Origin of the sequence: Alteraurantiacibacter aquimixticola, from assembly GCF_004965515.1 — a bacterium.
Taxonomy (GTDB): Bacteria; Pseudomonadota; Alphaproteobacteria; order Sphingomonadales; family Sphingomonadaceae; genus Alteraurantiacibacter; species Alteraurantiacibacter aquimixticola.
Genome location: NZ_SSHH01000001.1, coordinates 875,137 through 895,318 on the forward strand (window position 1 = coordinate 875,137; position 20,182 = coordinate 895,318).

Annotated in this window: 28 protein-coding genes; 25 read left to right on the top strand and 3 right to left on the bottom strand. The window is 63.4% G+C overall.

From position 1 onward, the window contains the following. The first annotated feature begins 5 nt into the window (after positions 1–5). From E5222_RS03990 to E5222_RS04015, 6 genes are read left to right on the top strand one after another with little or no spacing between them, the layout of a single operon-like run. Positions 6–281, top strand: coding sequence for a hypothetical protein (locus E5222_RS03990; RefSeq protein ID WP_136692407.1), 276 nt, complete (start codon positions 6–8; stop codon positions 279–281). Continuing rightward, complete coding sequence (locus tag E5222_RS03995; RefSeq protein WP_136692408.1) at positions 278–1,456, top strand: DegT/DnrJ/EryC1/StrS family aminotransferase; 1,179 nt, start codon at positions 278–280, stop codon at positions 1,454–1,456. The genes E5222_RS03990 and E5222_RS03995 overlap by 4 nt, the downstream gene beginning before the upstream one ends. Positions 1,457–1,475: 19 nt before the next feature. Further along, positions 1,476–1,757, top strand: a complete 282-nt coding sequence (locus E5222_RS04000) for a 2Fe-2S iron-sulfur cluster-binding family protein (protein WP_136692409.1) — start codon at positions 1,476–1,478, stop codon at positions 1,755–1,757. 12 nt (positions 1,758–1,769) lie between these two features. Continuing rightward, the gene (locus E5222_RS04005) at positions 1,770–2,012 is read left to right on the top strand and encodes a BolA/IbaG family iron-sulfur metabolism protein (protein WP_136692410.1); all 243 of its coding nucleotides are present in this window, start codon (positions 1,770–1,772) and stop codon (positions 2,010–2,012) included. 14 nt (positions 2,013–2,026) lie between these two features. Beyond that, entirely contained in the window at positions 2,027–2,347 is a 321-nt protein-coding gene (gene grxD, locus E5222_RS04010; RefSeq protein ID WP_136692411.1) for a Grx4 family monothiol glutaredoxin, read from the top strand. Beyond that, positions 2,347–2,688 carry a (2Fe-2S) ferredoxin domain-containing protein gene (locus E5222_RS04015; RefSeq protein ID WP_136692412.1) on the top strand — a complete coding sequence of 114 codons (342 nt, stop codon included), beginning with the start codon at positions 2,347–2,349 and terminating at the stop codon, positions 2,686–2,688. The genes grxD and E5222_RS04015 overlap by 1 nt, the downstream gene beginning before the upstream one ends. Before the next feature lies 1 nt (position 2,689). Here E5222_RS04015 and E5222_RS04020 read toward each other — a convergent pair whose 3' ends face one another. After that, positions 2,690–3,127, bottom strand: coding sequence for a response regulator (locus E5222_RS04020; RefSeq protein WP_136692413.1), 438 nt, complete (start codon positions 3,125–3,127; stop codon positions 2,690–2,692). Positions 3,128–3,506: 379 nt separating this feature from the next. On the opposite strand from E5222_RS04020, the gene nifH reads away from it, so the two are divergent. The 12 genes from nifH to E5222_RS04080 all read left to right on the top strand — a co-directional run bounded on the left by nifH (position 3,507) and on the right by E5222_RS04080 (position 13,249). Continuing rightward, positions 3,507–4,382 carry a nitrogenase iron protein gene (gene nifH, locus E5222_RS04025; RefSeq protein WP_136692414.1) on the top strand — a complete coding sequence of 292 codons (876 nt, stop codon included), beginning with the start codon at positions 3,507–3,509 and terminating at the stop codon, positions 4,380–4,382. 84 nt (positions 4,383–4,466) lie between these two features. Beyond that, complete coding sequence (gene nifD, locus E5222_RS04030) at positions 4,467–5,966, top strand: nitrogenase molybdenum-iron protein alpha chain (protein WP_136692415.1); 1,500 nt, start codon at positions 4,467–4,469, stop codon at positions 5,964–5,966. A 36-nt stretch (positions 5,967–6,002) separates the two neighbouring features. Next, positions 6,003–7,562, top strand: a complete 1,560-nt coding sequence (gene nifK / locus E5222_RS04035; RefSeq protein WP_136692416.1) for a nitrogenase molybdenum-iron protein subunit beta — start codon at positions 6,003–6,005, stop codon at positions 7,560–7,562. A gap of 51 nt (positions 7,563–7,613) precedes the next feature. Continuing rightward, complete coding sequence (gene nifE, locus E5222_RS04040) at positions 7,614–9,089, top strand: nitrogenase iron-molybdenum cofactor biosynthesis protein NifE (protein WP_136692417.1); 1,476 nt, start codon at positions 7,614–7,616, stop codon at positions 9,087–9,089. Then, a complete protein-coding gene (gene nifN, locus E5222_RS04045) occupies positions 9,089–10,468 on the top strand; it encodes a nitrogenase iron-molybdenum cofactor biosynthesis protein NifN (RefSeq protein WP_136692418.1) in 1,380 nt (459 codons plus the stop codon). The genes nifE and nifN overlap by 1 nt, the downstream gene beginning before the upstream one ends. Continuing rightward, positions 10,465–10,869 (top strand): nitrogen fixation protein NifX, encoded by a 405-nt coding sequence (nifX, locus tag E5222_RS04050; RefSeq protein ID WP_136692419.1) that lies wholly within the window; start codon positions 10,465–10,467, stop codon positions 10,867–10,869. Before nifN ends, nifX begins: the two co-directional genes overlap by 4 nt. Before the next feature lie 3 nt (positions 10,870–10,872). Further along, positions 10,873–11,331 carry a NifX-associated nitrogen fixation protein gene (locus E5222_RS04055; RefSeq protein ID WP_136692420.1) on the top strand — a complete coding sequence of 153 codons (459 nt, stop codon included), beginning with the start codon at positions 10,873–10,875 and terminating at the stop codon, positions 11,329–11,331. Between the two features lie 11 nt (positions 11,332–11,342). After that, positions 11,343–11,546, top strand: coding sequence for a CCE_0567 family metalloprotein (locus E5222_RS04060; protein WP_136692421.1), 204 nt, complete (start codon positions 11,343–11,345; stop codon positions 11,544–11,546). After that, positions 11,543–11,830, top strand: coding sequence for a ferredoxin III, nif-specific (gene fdxB / locus E5222_RS04065; protein ID WP_136692422.1), 288 nt, complete (start codon positions 11,543–11,545; stop codon positions 11,828–11,830). Before E5222_RS04060 ends, fdxB begins: the two co-directional genes overlap by 4 nt. A 5-nt stretch (positions 11,831–11,835) precedes the next feature. Further along, on the top strand, positions 11,836–12,453 hold the full coding sequence (locus tag E5222_RS04070) for a nitrogen fixation protein NifQ (RefSeq protein WP_136692423.1): 618 nt from the start codon (positions 11,836–11,838) through the stop codon (positions 12,451–12,453). Then, entirely contained in the window at positions 12,450–12,842 is a 393-nt protein-coding gene (locus E5222_RS04075) for a group III truncated hemoglobin (RefSeq protein WP_136692424.1), read from the top strand. The genes E5222_RS04070 and E5222_RS04075 overlap by 4 nt, the downstream gene beginning before the upstream one ends. Further along, entirely contained in the window at positions 12,839–13,249 is a 411-nt protein-coding gene (locus tag E5222_RS04080; RefSeq protein WP_136692425.1) for a Rieske (2Fe-2S) protein, read from the top strand. The genes E5222_RS04075 and E5222_RS04080 overlap by 4 nt, the downstream gene beginning before the upstream one ends. Here E5222_RS04080 and E5222_RS04085 read toward each other — a convergent pair whose 3' ends face one another. Then, entirely contained in the window at positions 13,250–13,762 is a 513-nt protein-coding gene (locus E5222_RS04085) for a hypothetical protein (protein ID WP_136692426.1), read from the bottom strand. It lies immediately after the preceding gene. Then, the gene (locus tag E5222_RS04090) at positions 13,743–14,351 is read right to left on the bottom strand and encodes a hypothetical protein (RefSeq protein WP_136692427.1); all 609 of its coding nucleotides are present in this window, start codon (positions 14,349–14,351) and stop codon (positions 13,743–13,745) included. The genes E5222_RS04085 and E5222_RS04090 overlap by 20 nt, the downstream gene beginning before the upstream one ends. Positions 14,352–14,614: 263 nt before the next feature. Here E5222_RS04090 and E5222_RS04095 point away from each other — a divergent pair, with 263 nt between their 5' ends. From E5222_RS04095 to E5222_RS04125, 7 genes are read left to right on the top strand one after another with little or no spacing between them, the layout of a single operon-like run. Further along, the gene (locus tag E5222_RS04095) at positions 14,615–14,935 is read left to right on the top strand and encodes an iron-sulfur cluster assembly accessory protein (protein ID WP_136692428.1); all 321 of its coding nucleotides are present in this window, start codon (positions 14,615–14,617) and stop codon (positions 14,933–14,935) included. An 11-nt stretch (positions 14,936–14,946) separates the two neighbouring features. Then, positions 14,947–15,858 carry a Fe-S cluster assembly protein NifU gene (nifU, locus tag E5222_RS04100; RefSeq protein ID WP_136692429.1) on the top strand — a complete coding sequence of 304 codons (912 nt, stop codon included), beginning with the start codon at positions 14,947–14,949 and terminating at the stop codon, positions 15,856–15,858. Between the two features lie 13 nt (positions 15,859–15,871). After that, on the top strand, positions 15,872–17,077 hold the full coding sequence (nifS, locus tag E5222_RS04105) for a cysteine desulfurase NifS (protein ID WP_136692430.1): 1,206 nt from the start codon (positions 15,872–15,874) through the stop codon (positions 17,075–17,077). 27 nt (positions 17,078–17,104) lie between these two features. After that, complete coding sequence (nifV, locus tag E5222_RS04110) at positions 17,105–18,250, top strand: homocitrate synthase (protein WP_136692431.1); 1,146 nt, start codon at positions 17,105–17,107, stop codon at positions 18,248–18,250. Beyond that, on the top strand, positions 18,250–18,987 hold the full coding sequence (gene cysE, locus E5222_RS04115) for a serine O-acetyltransferase (protein WP_136692432.1): 738 nt from the start codon (positions 18,250–18,252) through the stop codon (positions 18,985–18,987). Before nifV ends, cysE begins: the two co-directional genes overlap by 1 nt. Then, a complete protein-coding gene (nifW, locus tag E5222_RS04120; protein ID WP_136692433.1) occupies positions 18,974–19,315 on the top strand; it encodes a nitrogenase stabilizing/protective protein NifW in 342 nt (113 codons plus the stop codon). The genes cysE and nifW overlap by 14 nt, the downstream gene beginning before the upstream one ends. A 3-nt stretch (positions 19,316–19,318) precedes the next feature. Further along, positions 19,319–20,173: an electron transfer flavoprotein subunit beta/FixA family protein gene (locus tag E5222_RS04125; RefSeq protein WP_136692434.1), complete on the top strand. Its 855-nt coding sequence runs from the start codon at positions 19,319–19,321 to the stop codon at positions 20,171–20,173. Positions 20,174–20,182: the final 9 nt, after the last annotated feature.

A 20,182-nucleotide genomic window follows, 5' to 3' on the forward strand; every position in this document is an offset into this window, starting at 1 on the left:
GGCAGATGAGCCTGGGCGAGACAGAGATCGCCCGGGTCGATGCGCTGCTGGCGGCCATCGACGCGGAGGCGGAGCCGGTCGTGCTGGAACAGGCACTGCGGCAGCTGCTGCCGGACCTTTCCTGCAGTCACTGCGACGCGTCCGATGTGCTGGAAGATCCGTTCCGCGAAACCGGCTCGGTCGCGCTTCACCTGCTCGACACTGCGGGACATTGTTTCCGCGTTACCGAAGCACCCGAGGAGGCAACCGGTATCCTCATCGCACGAAAGGTCCCGGCATGACTGGCAATGTCGTCTCGATCAGCAATAGCGAGCCGTATCAGATCCCGCTCTGCGATCCCGATCTGGCCGAGGAAGATCTCGCCGCGGTCGACACGGTCTTGCGCGGGCAAAAGTTGAGCGACGGCTCGCTTGTCCCGCAGCTGGAGCAGGCCTTTGCTGCCTATACCGGCCGGTCGCAGGCGATTGCGGTCAGCAATGCCTCGCTCGGCCTGTTGCTGGCGCTGGTTGCGCGCGGAATTGGGCCGGGTGATGAGGTGATCCTGGCCGCGCACGGCTTTCGCGAGCTCGGTCATGCCGTCCATTGTGTCGGCGCGACGCCGGTCTTCGCCGATATCGACTACTGGTTCGGAACGCTCCAGCCGGAAAAGGTGGAAGAGAAGATCACCGCGGCGACCCGGGCGATCATCGCTTCCAATACCGCCGGCCAACCGGCTGACTGGCCCGCCTTGCGTGCAGTGGCGGAGGCACACGACCTCTTCCTGGTCGAGGATTCGAGCGAGGCGATCGGGTCGCGCCACAAGAAGGGAATCGTCGGCTCCTTCGGCGATGTTGCCATATTCGACCTATCCCAGCCCGGCGTGATTTGCTGCGGCGAAGGCGGGATCGTCGTGACCGACGATATGGACCTCGCCATGAGCATTCGCCGTCAGCGCTCACGGTCCCTGTCGGAACGCAGCTCCGTTTCCGCCACTACCGCTGCCCCGCTCGGTGCAGCGATGGGCGAAGTGACCGCAGCGCTGGCCATTTCCCAGCTCTCGCGGATCGATTACCTGCTTGAACGCCGGCGGATGATCCAGGCGATGTATGACGGGTTCATCCAGAGCTTCGAGGGCATCAAGCCGCCCTATGCCGCTTCCTGCGTCGAAGAACTGCATTGGTTCCTCTACGTCGTGCATCTCGGCACGCGCTTCTCCCGATCTTCCCGTGATGCGATTGTCGAGGATCTCCACACCGAAGGCATAGAGGCCTGCGCCTATTCCAGCCCGCTGCACCTGCAGCGCACCTATCGCGAGATGGGCTGGCATAAGGGCGACCTGTTCGTGACCGAAAAGGTCGCCGATCGCGCCATCGCCTTGCCCTTCCACGCCCACCTCACGCCCGAGCAGGTCGCCTTCATCGTGGCCCGGCTCAAGGACTCCTCGATCAATGCAGGGGCGGGCGCAGCCATTTACTGACCACCGGAGACCAACCACCATGTCAACGCTTACCATCTTGCCGGCCAACCGTACTGTCGACGCCCCCGAAGGCGCCGCGCTGCTTTCGCTTATCGGCGGCGGTGATCCGGCCGAACACAAATGCGGCGATGCCTGCCACCTCTTCGTGCTGGAAGGGCGCAAGGGCCTGTCCAAGATGACGTCCGACGAGAACAGCAAGCTCGACATGATCGTGGGTGTCGGTTCGAAGTCGCGCCTCGCCTGCGAGGCGACGGTTCTCGGCACCGAGAACGTCACCGTCGAGATCCTGAGCCACGTTTGAGGAGCATGCCCCATGCCGATGGAAGAAAGCATCATCGAGGAGCGTATCCTCAAGGCCTTTCCCGATGCGAAGGTTGTCATGGTCGATCTGGCCGGTGACGGCGATCACTGGGCCGCGCGCGTCACCTCCGCCGCCTTTGCTGGCAAGAGCCGCGTCCAGCAGCACAAGATGGTCTACAGCGCCATCGGCAAGGAGCTGGGCGGCGAACTGCACGCCCTGGCCCTGCAGACCTTCATCCCCGAAACGACAGACTGAACGGAGCACGACAGATGGGCACTTCCGACCGGATCACCAGCCTCGTTACCGATAACGACATCGTCCTGTTCATGAAGGGCGTCCCGCAGGCCCCGCAATGCGGCTTCTCCGCCGGCGTGGTGAAGGTGCTGGACGCGCTGGGCGTGAGCTATGTCGGCGTCAATGTCCTTGAAGATCCCTTCATCCGCGAAGGCATCAAGGAATATTCCGACTGGCCGACCATTCCGCAGCTTTATGTGAAGGGCGAATTCGTCGGTGGCTGCGACATCGTGCGCGAAATGTATGAGAGCGGCGAATTGCAGGCGCTGGTGAATACCCCGGAGGAAACGGGCTGATGGAGCTGCCCGAAGAGCTGCCGCAGCTTTACAAGCGCCACATCTTCGCCTGTTCCACCCAGCGCCCGCCGATGCATCCCAAGGGGAGCTGCGGGGCGAATGGCGCCCTGCCTTTGTGGGAGCATCTGGGCAACAGGATCGAGGCGCTGGGCCTGGGTGCCGAGGTCGGCTTCACTGCCAGCGGCTGCCTGGGCTTCTGCACCACCGGCCCGCTGCTGGTGATCTATCCCGAAGGCGTGTGGTACCGCCCGAAGACGACAGAGGATATCGACCGGATCATAACCAGCCATCTCCAGCAGGAGGAGCTGGCCGAGGATTTGGTGGTCGTGCTGAGCCGCTAGCTCAGAGAGTCAGCCCGCCGATCTGCACCAGCGGCGCGCCGCCGGGCCGGCCGAGGATCGTGTCGACCTTCGCGCGCACATCCTCCAGGCGGAGCGGCTTGATCAGGGCACCATGCGCGCCGGACTTGAGCGCTTCGAGTGCGAGTTCCTCGTCCTCGGTCCCGGTGACCACCAGGATCCTCGCATCGGGAAAGCGCTTGGCGATTTCCGCCAGCACAGGCAGGCCCTTTGCGGCCACGATGCCGATTCCGACCAGTAACAGGTCGGGCACCAGCCAGTCCGTGCCCTTGGCATAGGCCTCCTCCAGGCTGGCGAGTTCGTGGGTTTCGATTTCGTCGTGGAGCATGAATTGCAGCGCCGCACGCGTCACCTCGTCCTCGTCGATCACGAAGATGCGCCGCTGGTCCACGGCCTTGCTGCTCTCAACTCCGATCTGCATGGAAAACTCCCTTCTTGCGATCCGGCTAGCCCAGCAAGAATCGTTCCAGATGCCCTGTCCGGCGAATGCGCCGGGAATTGTCGGCCGGACGGCGACAAAACTGTGCCCTTTGCGACAAGGCGGCCAGTTTTGTTCCGTTTGTCACATGATGGCGAGACGGCCGGAAACCCTGCGAAACCGGCGGAAAACCGCACATTTCCGCTCCCTCCACGCAAACTGGCACGCCCGTTGCAACGCAGCATCCGCAGCCGCGACGCGATGAGATCAACGTGACGCGCCTGACCCGCCGCTGACCAAGACGAAGCGACGGGAGAGTGTTCGGGCAGGAGGAGCCGGTCCGGACGGAAGATGGCTCAAACATGAAAGTTAGGAGCACGAAATGTCACTTCGTCAAATTGCATTCTACGGCAAGGGAGGCATCGGCAAGTCGACGACTTCGCAGAACACCCTGGCCGCACTGGCCGACCTCGGCCAGAAGATCCTGATCGTTGGCTGCGACCCCAAGGCCGATTCCACCCGCCTGATGCTCCACGCCAAGGCCCAGGACACCATCCTGTCACTCGCGGCCGAAGCCGGTTCGGTGGAAGACCTCGAGATCGAGGACGTGATGCGCGTCGGCTACAAGGATATCCGCTGCGTTGAATCCGGCGGTCCGGAACCGGGCGTCGGCTGCGCTGGCCGCGGCGTCATCACCTCGATCAACTTCCTCGAGGAAAACGGCGCTTACGAGGATATCGACTACGTCTCCTACGACGTGCTTGGCGACGTTGTGTGTGGCGGTTTCGCCATGCCGATCCGCGAGAACAAGGCGCAGGAGATCTACATCGTCATGTCCGGCGAGATGATGGCCATGTATGCCGCCAACAACATCTCCAAGGGCATCCTCAAATACGCCAATTCCGGCGGGGTGCGCCTTGGTGGGCTCATCTGCAACGAGCGCCAGACCGACAAGGAACTGGAGCTGGCGGAAACCCTGGCGAAGAAGCTGGGCACCGAGCTGATCCACTTCGTCCCGCGCGACAACATCGTCCAGCACGCCGAGCTGCGCCGCATGACGGTGATCGAATACGCGCCCGATTCCAACCAGGCGAATGAGTATCGGACACTGGCGGAGAAGATCCACAACAATGCCGGCAACGGCGTGATCCCCACTCCCATCACCATGGACGAGCTTGAGGACATGCTGATGGAGCACGGCATCATGAAGGCCGTCGACGAGACCGAGGTCGGCAAGACCGCCTCCGAACTCGTCTGATCGCAGGCACTTCCCGATCCCCGGGCCCCTTCTCCCGAATCCAGGAAGGGGCCCGGGCCACCGGATCAACCAGGAGTTGAAGCAATGAGCGTCTCGAACACCACCGACATCGCGGAAGCCAAGGAACGCAACCGTGCGTTGATCCAGGAAGTGCTGGAGGTTTATCCCGCGAAAACAGCCAAGCGCCGCGCCAAGCACCTCAACGTGCATGAGGAAGGCAATTCCGATTGCGGCGTGAAGTCCAACATCAAGTCCATCCCGGGCGTCATGACCATTCGCGGTTGCGCCTATGCCGGCTCGAAGGGCGTGGTCTGGGGGCCGATCAAGGACATGATCCATATCAGCCACGGGCCCGTAGGCTGCGGCCAGTATAGCTGGGCCGCCCGCCGCAACTATTACATCGGCACGACCGGCATCGACACTTTCGTCACCATGCAGTTCACCTCCGATTTCCAGGAGAAGGACATCGTCTTCGGCGGCGACAAGAAGCTGGCCAAGATCATTGACGAGATCGAGCAGCTCTTCCCGCTGAACAAGGGCATCACGGTGCAGTCCGAATGCCCGATCGGCCTGATCGGCGATGACATCGAGGCGGTCAGCAAGAGCAAGAGCAAGGAGTACGAAGGCAAGACCATCGTGCCGGTCCGCTGCGAAGGTTTCCGCGGCGTGTCGCAATCGCTGGGCCACCACATCGCCAATGACGCGGTGCGCGACTGGGTGTTCGACAAGCAGGACGGCAAGCCCGCCGCTTTCGAACCCTCGCCCTACGATGTCGCCATTATCGGCGATTACAATATCGGCGGCGATGCCTGGTCCAGCCGCATCCTGCTGGAGGAAATGGGCCTGCGCGTGATCGCGCAATGGTCAGGCGATGGCTCGATCGCAGAGCTGGAGGCGACGCCCAAGGCGAAGCTCAACGTCCTCCACTGCTACCGCTCGATGAACTACATCAGCCGGCACATGGAGGAGAAATACGGTATTCCCTGGGTGGAGTACAATTTCTTCGGCCCCACCAAGATCGAGGAATCGCTGCGCAAGATCGCCAGCTATTTCGACGAGAAGATCCAGGAAGGCGCCGAGCGCGTCATCGCCAAGTACAAGGCCCTGACCGATGCGGTGATCGCCAAGTACAAGCCCCGTCTCGAGGGCAAGAAGGTGATGCTCTATGTTGGCGGCCTGCGTCCGCGCCACGTGATCGGGGCCTATGAGGACCTGGGCATGGAAGTGGTCGGCACCGGCTACGAATTCGGCCACAATGACGATTACCAGCGCACCGCCCAGCATTACGTGAAGGACGGCACGCTGATCTATGACGATGTGACCGGTTACGAATTCGAGAAGTTCGTCGAGAAGATCCAGCCCGACCTCGTCGGTTCCGGCATCAAGGAAAAGTACGTCTTCCAGAAGATGGGCGTGCCGTTCCGCCAGATGCACAGCTGGGACTATTCCGGCCCCTATCACGGCTATGACGGCTTCGCGATTTTCGCCCGCGACATGGACATGGCGATCAACTCGCCCGTCTGGAAGATGTCGCCGACCCCCTGGAAGGAAGATCCGGAATACGTGGCCATCGCTGCGGAGTGACGGCCCACCCTCAACCCATGATCCAAGGAGGCACCGATGCCCCAGAATGCTGACCAGGTGCTCGACCATTTCGAGCTGTTCCGCGGGCCCGAATACAAGGAAATGCTCGCGAAGAAGAAGGCGGAGTTCGAAAACCCCTATCCGGACGAGGAAATCGACCGGGTTCGCGAATGGGCGAAGACCGAGGAGTACAAGGAGCTCAACTTCAGCCGCGAGGCGCTGACGGTCAATCCGGCCAAGGCCTGCCAGCCGCTGGGCGCGGTCTTCGCTGCGGTCGGCTTCGAAGGGACGCTGCCCTTCGTCCACGGGTCGCAGGGCTGCGTCGCCTATTACCGCTCGCACTTCTCGCGCCATTTCAAGGAGCCGACATCCTGCGTCTCCTCATCCATGACCGAGGATGCGGCGGTGTTCGGCGGCTTGAACAACATGGTGGACGGCCTTGCCAACACCTACAACATGTACAAGCCGAAGATGATCGCGGTCAGCACCACCTGCATGGCCGAAGTCATCGGGGACGACCTCAACGCCTTCATCAAGACGGCGCGGGAGAAGGAATCCATCCCGATGGATTTCGACATTCCCTTCGCCCACACGCCCGCATTCGTCGGCAGCCACATCACCGGCTATGACAATGCACTGAAGGGCGTCCTGGAATATTTCTGGGACGGCAAGGCCAAGATGGCGGAGCCGCTGACGCGCAAGGCCAACACGAAGATCAACTTCGTGGGCGGGTTTGATGGCTACACGGTCGGCAACCAGCGCGAAGTGCGCCGGATCTTCGACCTGCTGGGCGTCGAATACACTATGCTGTGCGATCCGTCCGACGTGTGGGACACGCCCACCGATGGCGAATTCCGCATGTATGACGGCGGCACCACGCTGGAGGATACGGCCAACGCGATCCACGCCAAGGCGACGATTTCGATGCAGGAATACTGCACCGAAAAGACGCTGCCCTTCATCGCCGGACACGGCCAGGAAGTCGCCGCCTTCAACCATCCCATCGGGATCGAGGCGACCGACAAGTTCATCATGGAAGTCGCCCGGCTTGCCGGCGTGAAGATCCCTGACGAACTGGCCAAGGAACGCGGCCGGCTGGTCGATGCAGTGGCGGATTCAAACGCCCATATCCATGGCAAGAAGTTCGCAATCTATGGCGATCCGGACCTCTGTTACGGCCTTGCGCAGTTCATCATGGAACTGGGCGGGGAACCCAATGTCGTGCTCGCCACCAATGGCGGCAAGAAGTGGGCCGCGAAGATGCAGGAGCTGTTCGACAGCTCGCCCTTCGGAGCCAATTGCCAGGCCTATCCCGGCAAGGATCTGTGGCACATGCGCTCGCTGATCTTCACCGAGAAGCCCGATTTCATCATCGGCAACACCTACGGAAAGTATCTGGAGCGTGACACGGGCGTGCCGCTGATCCGGCTCGGTTTCCCGATCTTCGATCGCCACCACAAGCACCGCTACCCGGTGTGGGGTTACCAGGGCGGCCTGAATGTCCTGGTGACGATCCTCGACCGGATCTTCGAGCACATGGATGCGACCACGAACGATCCGGCGCTCACCGACTACAGCTACGACATCATCCGTTGATCGGAGAGCCGTAGCCAACTGCCACAGCCGGGTTCGAAAGGACGAGATGAGATGGCCACAACCACACCCTCACTGAACCAGACCATCCAGGACGTCTTCAACGAACCCGGCTGCGGCAAGAACCAGGCGAAGTCGGAAAAGGAACGCAAGAAGGGCTGCACCAAGCAGCTTCAGCCCGGGGGAGCGGCAGGCGGCTGCGCCTTTGACGGCGCCAAGATCGCTCTCCAGCCGATCACGGACGTTGCCCATCTCGTCCACGGACCCATCGCTTGCGAGGGGAACAGCTGGGACAATCGCGGCGCGAAGAGTTCCGGCGCGCGGACATATCGCACCGGCTTCACCACCGACATGGATGAGAACAGCATCGTCTTCGGCGGGGAGAAGAAGCTCTACAAGTCGATCCGCGAGATCGTGGAGAAATACGATCCGCCCGCGATCTTCGTCTACCAGACCTGCGTGCCCGCCATGATCGGCGACGATATCGACGCGGTGTGCAAGGCCGCGAGCGAGAAGTTCGGCACGCCCTGCATCCCCATCCAGTCGCCCGGCTTTGTCGGACCGAAGAACCTCGGTAACAAGCTCGCGGGCGAAGCGCTGCTGCGCCACGTGATCGGCACGCAGGAGCCGGAATACACGACGCCCTACGACATCAACATCATCGGCGAATACAATCTGGCCGGAGAATTGTGGCAGGTAAAGCCGCTGCTGGACGAACTGGGCATTCGTATCCTCTCCTGCATTTCAGGGGACGCGAAGTACAAGGAGGTCGCCTGGTCGCATCGCGCGAAGGCGGCGATGATGGTCTGCTCCAAGGCGATGATCAACGTCGCCCGCAAGATGGAGGAACGCTACGACATCCCCTTCTTCGAGGGCAGTTTCTACGGCATCGAAGACATGTCCGACAGCCTGCGCGAAATCGCCCGCCTGCTGGTCGAGCGCGGCGCCGATGCAGAGCTGATCGACCGCACCGAAGCGGTGATCACGCGCGAGGAAGCGCGCGCCTGGGCGGCGATCGAACCCTACAGGCAGCGCCTTTCCGGCAAGAAGGTGCTCCTCATTACCGGCGGGGTGAAGAGCTGGTCCGTGGTCGCCGCGCTGCAGGAAGCCGGGATGGAAATCGTCGGCACCTCGGTCAAGAAATCGACGCGTGAGGACAAGGAGAAGATCAAGAAGATCATGGGCGACGATGCCCATATGTACGACGATCTTACCCCTCGCGAGATGTACCGCATGCTGCGCAAGGCCGAGGCCGACATCATGCTGTCGGGCGGGCGCTCACAATTCATCGCGTTGAAGGCCAGCATGCCCTGGCTCGACATCAACCAGGAACGCCACGCTGCCTATGCCGGCTATCACGGCATGGTCGAACTGGTGCAGGAGATCGACCGCTCGCTCTCCAATCCCGTGTGGCAGGAAGTGCGCCGCCCGGCGCCCTGGGCGGGCGAGGAGGCGAGCTGGCAGGACCGTGCGATCGGGGAGAGCGCGGATATGCCGCGCGAGCCAACAGCGCCCGCAAAGGCGGCGTGATGGCCCAGATCGTCAAATCCACCAAGGCCTGCACGGTCAATCCGCTCAAGATGAGCCAGCCGATCGGCGGCGCGCTAGCCTTCATGGGCATGCGCGGGGCCATGCCGCTGCTGCATGGATCGCAGGGCTGCACCAGCTTCGGGCTGGTGCTGTTCGTCCGCCATTTCCGCGAGGCGATCCCGTTGCAGACCACCGCCATGTCCGAAGTGGCGACGGTGCTGGGCGGGTTCGAGAATGTCGAACAGGCGGTGCTCAACATCGTCAAGAAGACCGGCCCAGAACTCATCGGCATCTGCTCCACCGGCGTGACCGAGATCAAGGGTGACGACCTCGCCGGTTTCGTAACACAAATCCGCGATCGTCATCCGGAACTGGCCGATCTGGCGCTGGTGCAGGTTGGAACACCCGATTTCACCGGCGCTTTCCAGGATGGTTGGGCGAAGGCCGTCAAGGCGTTGGTGGAGGGACTGGTGGAGCCCCCACCGGCGGATGCGAAGCGCGATGTGCGGCAGGTCAATGTGCTTCCTGGTTGCCACCTCACCCCCGGAGATATCGACGAGCTGCGCGATATCATTGAGGCTTTCGGGCTTGAGCCGACCTTCCTGCCCGACATTTCCGGATCGCTCGACGGCCATATTCCGGATGACTTCACGCCCACCACGCTCGGCGGCACGGGGAGGGAAGAGGCTGCCGCCATGGGCCTCGCGGGCTGGACCATCGCCATCGGCGAACAGATGCGGCCTGCGGCGGAAGCTCTGGAGAAGAAGGCGGGCGTGCCTTTCCGCCTGTTCGACCGCCTGACCGGCCTTGCGCCATGTGATGAACTGATCTGCTTCCTGTCGGAAATCTCCGGACGTCCCGTTCCGCGCAAATATCGCCGTCAGCGCGGTCAGCTGGTCGATGCCATGCTGGACGGGCACTTTTCCATCGGCGGAACGCGGGTGGCGATCGGCGCGGAGCCGGACCTGCTGCACGCGCTGTCGCACTTCCTGCACGAAATGGGCGCTCAGATACGGACTGCGGTCACGACGACGCAGTCGCCCGTCCTTTCGGAATTGCCCTGCGAAACGGTGCTGATCGGTGATCTCGAGGATCTCGAGGAAGGGGCAGGGGATGCGGACCTGCTGGTGACGCACAGCCATGGCCGACAAGCGGCGGAGCGGCTGCACATCCCCCATTTCAAAGTCGGCATCCCGATGTTCGACACGCTGGGCGCCGCCCATCTCGTCACCATTGGCTATCGCGGCACGCGCGACCTGATCTTTACTCTCGGCAACATGCTGATGGAACATCATCACGAGCCGCAGCCCGAAGACTGGCGCGATGCCTGGCTGCAACTCACCACCGCCCCTTTGACCGAGGAGGAACCCGTCCCATGAAAGTAGCTTTTGCCACGCAGGACCTTGAGCGGATCGATGCCCATTTCGGCTGGGCGCGCAACCTTGCGATCTATGACCTCACGCCTGAAGGCTGGGCGCTCGACCGGGTCGAGGAGTTTTCCGGCGAGCTCAACGAGGACGGGAACGAAGACAAGCTGGAGCCCAAGCTCAAGGCGCTGGAAGGCGTGTCCATCCTTGTCGTCGCCGCGATTGGCGGCTCCGGCGCGGCGCGGGTCGTCGCCCAGAATATCCACCCGATGAAAGTGGCGGAGCCCGAGCCGATCGAGGGCATGCTCGCCAAGTTGCAGGATGTGCTCAAGGGCACGCCGCCGCCATGGTTGCGCAAGATCCTCGCCAAGTCGGGCGACCGCAATTTCGACTTCGAAGAGGAGGAGGCCTGAGCCATGAGCGAAACGACCCTTGAAAAACCCGTCATCGAAGGCTTCGCAAAGGACCTGGTCGCCCAGATCCGCGCGGAGGACACCCATGGGTCATGGGACCGCAAGAGCGACATGGAACTGCTCGAACCTTTCATCGTCGACAAGGAGAAGCGCAAGCTGATCCCCATCATCGGCGATCCCGACCCCGATACGCTGTGGCGGCTGGAGCTCTACTATGGAGCACTCTGCCTCGCGATCGAGAAGCGCTGCGGCAAGATGGTGAGCCCGATGATGAAGATGAGCCATGAAGGCTTCGGCCGGATGGTGCTGATCTGTGGCCGGCTGGTGGTGTTGAGCAAGTCCTTGCGCGACGTTCACCGCTTCGGTTTCCTGAGCATGGAAAAGCTCAATGCGGAGGCGGAGAAGGTCATCACCAGCGCGATCGCAATGATCGAGCGCTTCCCCGAAGTCGCTGATTACTGAGGAGGAATCCCATGTCCGATGTCGAAACGCTGAAAGCCGAGGTCAAGAAGCTCTCCGCCCGTGCGATGCAGGCCAAGATGGACCTGCATGACCTCTCGGAAGAGCTGCCGGTCGGCCTGGAAAACGTGATGGCGACCGCAGAGCGCGTGTGCGAGACCTACGCGGCACTGAACGAGGCCAAGGCCAGCCTGAAGACGATGGAAACGGCGTCATGACTGCCCTCACCAGGGGCGGACGGGAATGGACGCCCGAATACCTCGTCGCCATCGATCCGGAAACCTGCATCGGCTGCGGCCGCTGCTTCAAGGTGTGCGGGCGCGATGTCATGACGCTGAAGGGGCTCAATGACGATGGCGATATCGTCGACCTCGACGATGAGGATGACGAAGAGGATATCGAGAAGCGTGTGATGGCGCTCGATGATGCCGATGCCTGTATCGGCTGCGGCGCCTGCGCCCGCGTTTGCCCGACCAATTGCCAGCAGCACGAAGCAGCCTGAGGACGATGGAGGCGGCGCAGCGTCACTATTCCGACCTGGTCCGGCGCGGACGCAAGCGCGGGGCGGACGCGTTCGACCTGCATGTGGCCGCAGCGATTGCGGCCATGGTGCTGGCGGAAGCCGAAACCGAGCAGGTGCCGCTGCCCGAGCGGATCGGCCTCGATTCCGGCGAGATCGCCAAGCTCAACGCGATGATGTTTCCCGGCGGCCTGCCCGCATCCTCTACCAGCCTGACGCCCGATCCGCAGGAAAAGGCGCTGCGCGACATATTGTGGATGTATTCCTCCGAAGCCTCCGCCTTCGAGATGCTGCTGTCGCGCATGATCGCCCGGCGCTGCCTGCGGCCCAACCATTTGTGGCAGGATCTCGGCCTGGCCGACCGGGGCGAGCTGTCGCAGCTGATGGAACGCCATTTCGCCCGGCTGGCACGGCGCAATAGCGAGGACATGAAGTGGAAGAAGTTCTTCTACCGCATGATGTGCTCGGCCAAGGAATTCAGTCTGTGTGCCGCCCCCGTCTGCACCGAATGCGACGATTACGACGATTGTTTCGGTAGTGAGGAGGGGCCTGCGCTGCTCGCCCGCAATGCCGCCAGTCAGACACGCGAAAGCATCGCCTCATGACAACGGACGCCCTCGACTCCGAAGCGCGCATTTCCGCCATGGTCCGGCGCTTCTACGAGCTGGCCCTGTCCGATGACCTGCTTGGCCCGATGTTCCGCGCGGAGATCGCGGATTTCGAAGAGCACTTCACCATCGTTGATGATTTCTGGTCGCATGCCTTGCTCGGCACGGACCGCTACCAGCGCGGCACCGCCTATTCGCATCATGTCCACCTGAAGGTGGAGGAGGCGCATTTTACCCGCTGGCTGGCGGCATTCGAGCAGGCGGCGGAAGAGATGCTGCCGCCGGAGCTGGCTGAGAAGGCCCTCAAGCGTGCGCGGCATATGACGCAGAGCTTTCGCTACGGCCTGCTGCCGCTGGGCCAGCCGCATGGGGTGCAGCCAGCATGAGCGGCGAGGCCATCTTCGCCATCTGCTCCGCGGAGGACATTCCGAACCGCCGGGCCTTGCCCTTCGTCCTGGCGAAGCGCGACGAGAACGGTTTGGTCGCCCCCTGGCCGATATTCATCCTGCGCTGGGGCAAGCATGTCCGCGCCTATGAGAACCGCTGTCCGCACCAGGACGAACATCTCGACTGGGAGCGCGGCGAGTTCCTCGACGGGGAAGGCACCCGCATCCAGTGCGGCAAGCATGGCGCGCTGTTCGATCTGGGAACCGGTGAATGCGTGGACGGGCCTTGCCTCGGCGCGCATCTGACCGCGATCGAGACATTGATCGACGAGGACGGCGATATCTGCCTGGCCGGCGTCGCACTGGAGGAAGAGGACGAGGTCGATAGCGGGCAGGGCTGCGAATAGTCAGGCGCTCGCCCCGGCCGCAAGCTCGCCTATCACCTGCCAGCCGACCAGCCCCTGCGGATCGAGTTCGGCTAGCCTTTCCAGCATTGCGCGCGCGTCCCTTTCCCGTCCGTCCTTCAATGCGATGAAGGCGAGCGCCTTCAGCGTGTAGAGCGCAAAGCGGCCCGGCCCCTCCGCCGATCCGGACAATGGCGGCCAGTCGCGCCAATCGGCAGGCCAGCCAGCCTGGCGGCACGCCTCTGCCAGTCCGGCGAGGGCGGCTGCGCGAGCTTCCGCCAGCCGCCCGCCATAGGTGTGGATCTTGTAGAGGCACAGATAGGCAGGCAGCGCCGCCGGATCCTGCTCCAGCGCGGCGCGGAAGCAGGCATCGGCGGCGGCGTTGTCGTGGCGATGTGCCCGCACGCCCTCTTGCAGCAGGGCGTGCACCTGCGGGGGCAGGGGGCCGAAATCCACGCCCTCGAAAGGAGCGTCGCTGAGCGTCACCTTGCCTGCCTCAGACAGGCCGGTTCTCATTGCGGTTGCGGACGGGTTCCATGACGGAAAGGCCATCCTCATAGGAGAGTTCGGGATAGGTTGCCTCGAACTTGGCGACGGCATCCATCACATATTCGAGCTTCTCGGCCGCGCCCAGTTTCTTGATATCGTTCTTCTCGATACCGACCAGTTCCAGCACTTCCTTCCAGACGGTGGATTCGTCGAGCGGCAGGACATAGGCCATGAGACTACCGGACAGCGGCACGCGGTACTTCTTCAGGAAGTCGATATTGTTGACGAAGAAGACATAGGTTCCCTCGGGCGACAAATAGTCTTCCAGCACTTCGCCCACGTCTTTCAGCCAGGTGAAGTCGTGCAAATAACCCGCGAGGAGGGGGATCTTCCCGCTTGCGGCATCGGCCACCGCCAGCACCTGCTCGATCGAATAGGCCGGCGGGCGAGCCTCGTCGGCGACCTGGTCCTGGAAGGCGAGCGCGATATCGCCGCGGAAGCCGAATGTTCCGGGCTTGGGCAGGGCTTCCTTCAGCACGGCGTTGCGCAGGCGGTGGGCTGCGTCCAGTTCGCCAAAGGCGGTATCTTCGAAGGCAATAATATCGGTAGCGGTCATGTCGGCACTCCCTTGGGGTTGGCGCCGCAACCCATGCAGGAAACGGGCCGTTTCGCTTTTCCCTGCAAAGTTGGGGAGTTGCCGCGCCCGCAACGGTTCCACGCTTTGTGTGCATTGCAACAAAGCACTGTCCGGTTTGTGCGAAAGCCAACAAGCGCCGCCCCGGCATCCACACGCAGATCCCTGCAAACCAACGGCTTTTGCGAAGTGGCACGGAGTTTGCTCCGTCATCGAACAGAAACAATCGCTGTGGAGTTCGTGCGATGATCGTCCTGACTGACAGTGCGGTAAAGGCGGTGCGCCAGGCTATCGACCAGGCGGGCAGCGCAACGGCCGGGCTGCGCATCCAGGTCGATGCGGGCGGCTGTGCCGGTTACCAGTACAAGATGGGGCTCGTGAGCGAGCCCGATCCCGATGACGCGGTGATCGGGAAGGACGAGGTCGCGATCTATATCGACCCCGTCAGCCAGCCGCTGCTGGCCGGAACCACGATTGATTTCGTCGTCGCGCTCGAAGGCTCCGGTTTCACCTTCGACAACCCCAACGCAACCAACAGCTGCTCGTGCGGCAAATCATTCGGCTGAGGACATAGGCCATGTGGGAATATAGCCAGAAGGTTCAGGACTACTTCTTCAACCCGGTCAACAGCGGCACGCTGGAAGGCGCGGACGGAGTGGGCGATGTCGGCGCGATCAGTTGCGGTGACGCGCTGCGGCTGATGATCAAGGTGGACGAGGCGACGCAGACCATCACTGACGCCAGGTTCCAGACCTTCGGCTGCGGTTCGGCCATCGCCTCTTCCTCGGCCCTCACCGAAATCATCATCGGCAAGACGATCGACGAGGCGCTGAAGATCTCCAACCAGGACATCGCCGATTTCCTGGGCGGCCTGCCGCCCGAAAAGATGCATTGTTCGGTGATGGGCTACGAGGCGCTGCAGGCTGCTGTCGCCAATTATCGCGGCGAGGTGTGGGAGGATGATCACGAGGAAGGCGCGCTCGTCTGCAAATGCTTCGGCATCGACGATGAGATGATCGCGCGGACCGTGCGCCAGAACAAGCTTACCAGCATCGAGGAAGTGACCAATTACACCAAGGCCGGCGGCGGCTGTTCGACCTGTGCCGAAGGCATCGAGGAAGTGCTGGCTCGCGTGAATGCGGAGATGGTTGCCGAGGGAATCCTGCCCGAAGCGCTGGCCTTCGATCCCGCAATGGTTGCCCGCCCCGTGAAGAAGAAAGCGGGCCGGGCGGATGCGCCCGCGCAAATGTCGACGCTGCAGAAGATCCGCAAGATCGAAGAGACCATCGACGCGATCCGCCCCTCGCTCCAGCGCGATGGCGGCGATTGCGAGCTGGTCGATGTCGACGGCAACCGGGTGATGGTGAAGCTCACCGGCGCCTGCGTCGGCTGCCACCTTTCGGGCGCCACGATCGAAGGCGTGCAGGCCAAGCTGGTCGAAGCGCTGGGCATCCCGCTGCTCGTCGTCCCTGTAGCCCCCGTCCACTGAGGAGATCCGCGCCATGCCGACTGCCTATCTCGACAACAACGCCACCACGCGTTGCGATCCGCGTGTCGTCGAAGCGATGATGCCCTATTTCTCGGAACAGTTCGGCAATGCCTCCTCGATGCACGAGTTCGGCGCGAAGGTCGGCGATGCCGTGTCCAAGGCGCGCAAGCAGTTGCAGGCGCTGATCGGCGCGCCTTTCGATCATGAGATCATCTACACTTCGGGCGGGACGGAAAGCGACAACATGGCGATCCTCTCCGCGCTGGAAACGCAGCGCGGACGGGATGAGATCGTCACTTCGGCGGTGGAACATCCCGCCGTGCTGAGCCTGGTCGCCCATCTGGAAAAGACGGAGCGGGCCAAGGTGCACATCATTCCGGTCGATTCCGCGGGACGGCTCGACATGGAAGCCTATCGCAAGGCGCTCTCGCCCAAGACCGCGATCGTCTCGATCATGTGGGCGAATAACGAGACCGGCACGATCTTTCCGGTCGAGCAGCTGGCCAGGATGGCCCACCAGGTCGGCGCGCTGTTCCATACCGATGCCGTGCAGGCGGTCGGCAAGCTGCCGATCAACCTCGCCGAGAGCGAGATCGACATGCTCTCGCTATCCGGACACAAGCTGCACGGCCCCAAGGGCATCGGTGCGCTGTTCGTCCGCAAGGGCGTGCGCTCCCGCCCGCTGATCCGGGGCGGGCACCAGGAGCGTGGCCGCCGCGCGGGGACGGAGAATGTCCCCGGCATCGTCGGCCTCGGCAAGGCGGCCGAGCTGGCGGCGGAATATATGCAGGAGGAGCAAACCCGCGTCGCCGCGCTGCGCGACTGGCTGGAGCGCTCGCTGCTGCAGGCGATCCCCAATTCCTTCGTGACGGGCGATGTCGAGAACCGGCTGCCCAACACCACCAACATCGCTTTCGAATATATAGAGGGCGAGGCGATCCTGCTGCTGATGAACCGCGAGGGTATCGCGGCATCCTCCGGCTCCGCCTGCACCTCCGGCTCGCTCGAGCCGAGCCATGTGCTGCGGGCGATGAACGTGCCTTACACCGCCGCCCACGGCGCGATCCGCTTCTCCTTCAGCCGCGAGAATTCGGAAGGCGATGTGGAGCAGGTGATCGCCGCCATGCCCGGCATCATCGAGAAGCTGCGCGACATGTCGCCCTTCTGGCGCGAGCGGGAGAACGCCTCCTCCGCCGAATTCAACCCGACCTATGCCTGACCGCCCCGCATGAAAGGAGACCACGTGATGTCCAGCTTCGCCCTTCCGGTCGTGATCAACGACAGCACGTTGCGCGATGGCGAGCAGGCGCCGGGTGTCGCTTTCACTTTCGAAGAGAAGCTCGGCATCGCGGCGGCTCTGGACGCCGCCGGTGTGGACGAGATCGAGGCGGGCACTCCCGCCATGGGCGAGGAGGAAATCGCCGCCATCTCCGCGATGGTGGAACATGCCGGGCGGGCGGAAATCATTCCCTGGTGCCGGATGACCCGCGCCGATGTCGACCTGGCGATGAGGACCGGCGCGCGACGCGTGCATCTCTCGGTGCCGGTTTCCGACCGCCAGATCCGCGTCAAGTTCGGCACTGGCCGCCTCGACGTGCTCGAGCGGATAGAGGACACGGTCGCCTATGCGCTCGACAAGGGCCTTGTCGTCTCCGTCGGCGGCGAGGATGCCAGCCGGGCAGATCACGATTTCCTGCGCCGCGTGGTGGTGACGGCGGAGCAGGCCGGGGCGATCCGCTTCCGCTTTGCCGATACGCTGGGCGTGCTCGATCCCTTCGCTACTCACGAAATCTTCTCGATGCTCGTTCGCGAGACCGATCTCGAGCTGGAATTCCACGGCCATGACGACCTTGGCCTGGCCACCGCCAATACGCTGGCATCGGTGCGGGCAGGGGCGACGCATGCAAGCGTCTGCGTACTCGGGCTTGGCGAGCGGGCCGGGAATGCCGCGCTGGAGGAGGTCGTCACCGGCCTTGGAGAAACGCTGGGCCGCAAGACGCAGGTGGACCTGACCCTTCTGCCGACGCTGGCGGAGCTGGTTGCCCGCGCTGCCTGCCGGGCAATTCCCGATGACAAGGCGATCGTAGGCGCGGCTGTGTTCCGCCACGAATCCGGGATCCATGTCTCCGGCCTGCTGCGTGATGCGGAAAGTTATGAAGCGCTCGATCCCGCACGCTTCGGCCGCAATCGGGAAATCGTGCTTGGCCGCCATTCGGGCCGGGCGGCGGTGCATGGAATGCTGCGCTCGATCGGGCTTGAAGCAGAGCAGGAGCGGCTCGACGCGATCCTTGCGCAGGTGCGTGCCCGTGCGCTTGCGACGAAGCAGGGCGTCGGCCTCGCCGATCTCGCGCAATTGCACAGCCTGTCCACGCCGAAGGTGGGAGCGAACTGATGCCCGCCTCGCGCGTCCTCGACCACTTACCGGAGGCTGGTCGCCCGCCGCCCTCGCTTGGCCGGCTGCTGCGCGAGGATATCGATTGCGTGGCCGCCCGCGATCCCGCCGCGCGCAGCCGGCTGGAGATCGTGCTGACCTATCCGGGCGTGCATGCCATCGTCTGGCACCGGTTGGCCAACCGGCTGTGGCTGCGCGGCCATCGCTTTTCGGCGCGCTTCCTGTCCTGGCTGTCGCGCCTGCTGACCAATGTCGACATCCACCCGGCGGCCACCATCGGCAGGCGCTTCTTCATCGACCATGGCGCGGGCGTGGTGATCGGCGAGACGGCGGAGATCGGCGACGACGTCACCCTCTATCACGGCGTCACCCTGGGCGGCACGAGCTGGCAGGCGGGTAAGCGCCATCCCACGCTGGAAAGTGGTGTGCTGGTGGGCTGCGGGGCCAAGATCCTCGGCCCGATCACCGTTGGCGCGAGCGCGCGTATCGGCGCCAACAGCGTGGTCGTCGATCCCGTGCCGCCGGGTATGACCGTGGTCGGCATTCCGGGCCGCGTCGTGCGCGATCCGGCCGACCGGCGCCGCCCCGGCGGGCGCATCGACCTCGACCACCACCTGATGCCCGATCCTGTGGGCGAGGCGATTTCCGAACTGCTCGACCGCATCGACTTCCTCGAAGCGCGCCTTGCCCATCGCGAACGCACCAAGTCCAGGGAGGACGACCATGAGCCTGCTTGAAGACCTGCAACAGCTCTCCAGCGCGGAGGAGTTCTTCGACTTCCTCGACGTGCCTTACGAACCGCAAGTGGTGCATGTCGCGCGGCTGCACATCATGCGCCGCATGGGGCAGTATCTGCGCGGCAGCGAAGTCGAAGGCGCGTTGGAGGATGCCGGGGATGAGGCGCTGCGCACGCTGTGCCGTGAGCATTTGCAGCAGGCCTATGACGATTTCGTCGCCTCCTCCCCCATCGCGGAGCGTGTGTTCAAGGTTCACCAGGAAGCGATCCAGCCCAAGCCCGAACCGGCCAAGCCCTTCGTGCCCCTCACGGAAATCACGGGAGCCTGAGCCATGCATATCGTCGTCTGCATCAAACAGGTCCCCGACAGCGCGCAGATCCGCGTCCATCCGGTGACCAATACGATCATGCGCCAGGGCGTGCCGACGATCATCAATCCCTATGACCTGTTCGCGCTGGAGGAAGCGCTGCGGCTGCGCGACAAGTTCGGCGGTGAGGTGACCGTGCTGACCATGGGGCCGCCGACGGCGGTGGAATCGCTGCGCAAGGCGCTGACCTTCGGCGCTGACCGTGCGGTGCTGCTGACCGATCGCTATTTTGCCGGGTCCGACACGCTGGCGACCAGCTTTGCACTGTCGATGGCGCTGAAGAAGATCGGCGCGGAATTCGGCGATCCCGCCATCATCTTCACCGGCAAGCAGACCATTGACGGGGATACGGCGCAGGTCGGCCCGGGCATCGCCAAGCGGCTCGACCGCAACCAGCTGACCTATGTCTCGAAGATCGTCGAGACGGACCTTGTGAACAGGACGATCACTGTCGAGCGGCGCGCGGAGGGCGGGGTGCAGGTGCTGCAAAGCCGCTTCCCGGTCCTCATCACCATGCTCGAGGCGACCAATGAAATGCGACGCGGCTCGGTGGAGAACGCGCTGAAGGCGGCGCGGGCCGAAGTCGTGACCTGGAATGCGGAGGCCGTCGGGATCGAGGACCTGACCCAATGCGGGCTGCGCGGCTCTCCCACCATCGTGAAGAAGGTCTTCGCGCCCGGTGGCCGGACAGACGAGGTCCAGCTCGTCGACAATGAAGGCAATCCCGAAGCACGGGCCAATGCCCTGATCGATGCGATTTTCGCGCGCTCCCCTGATGTCGAAAAGGACCTTTTCGACCAGGCGGCGCACCACTTCTGAAGGAGGCAG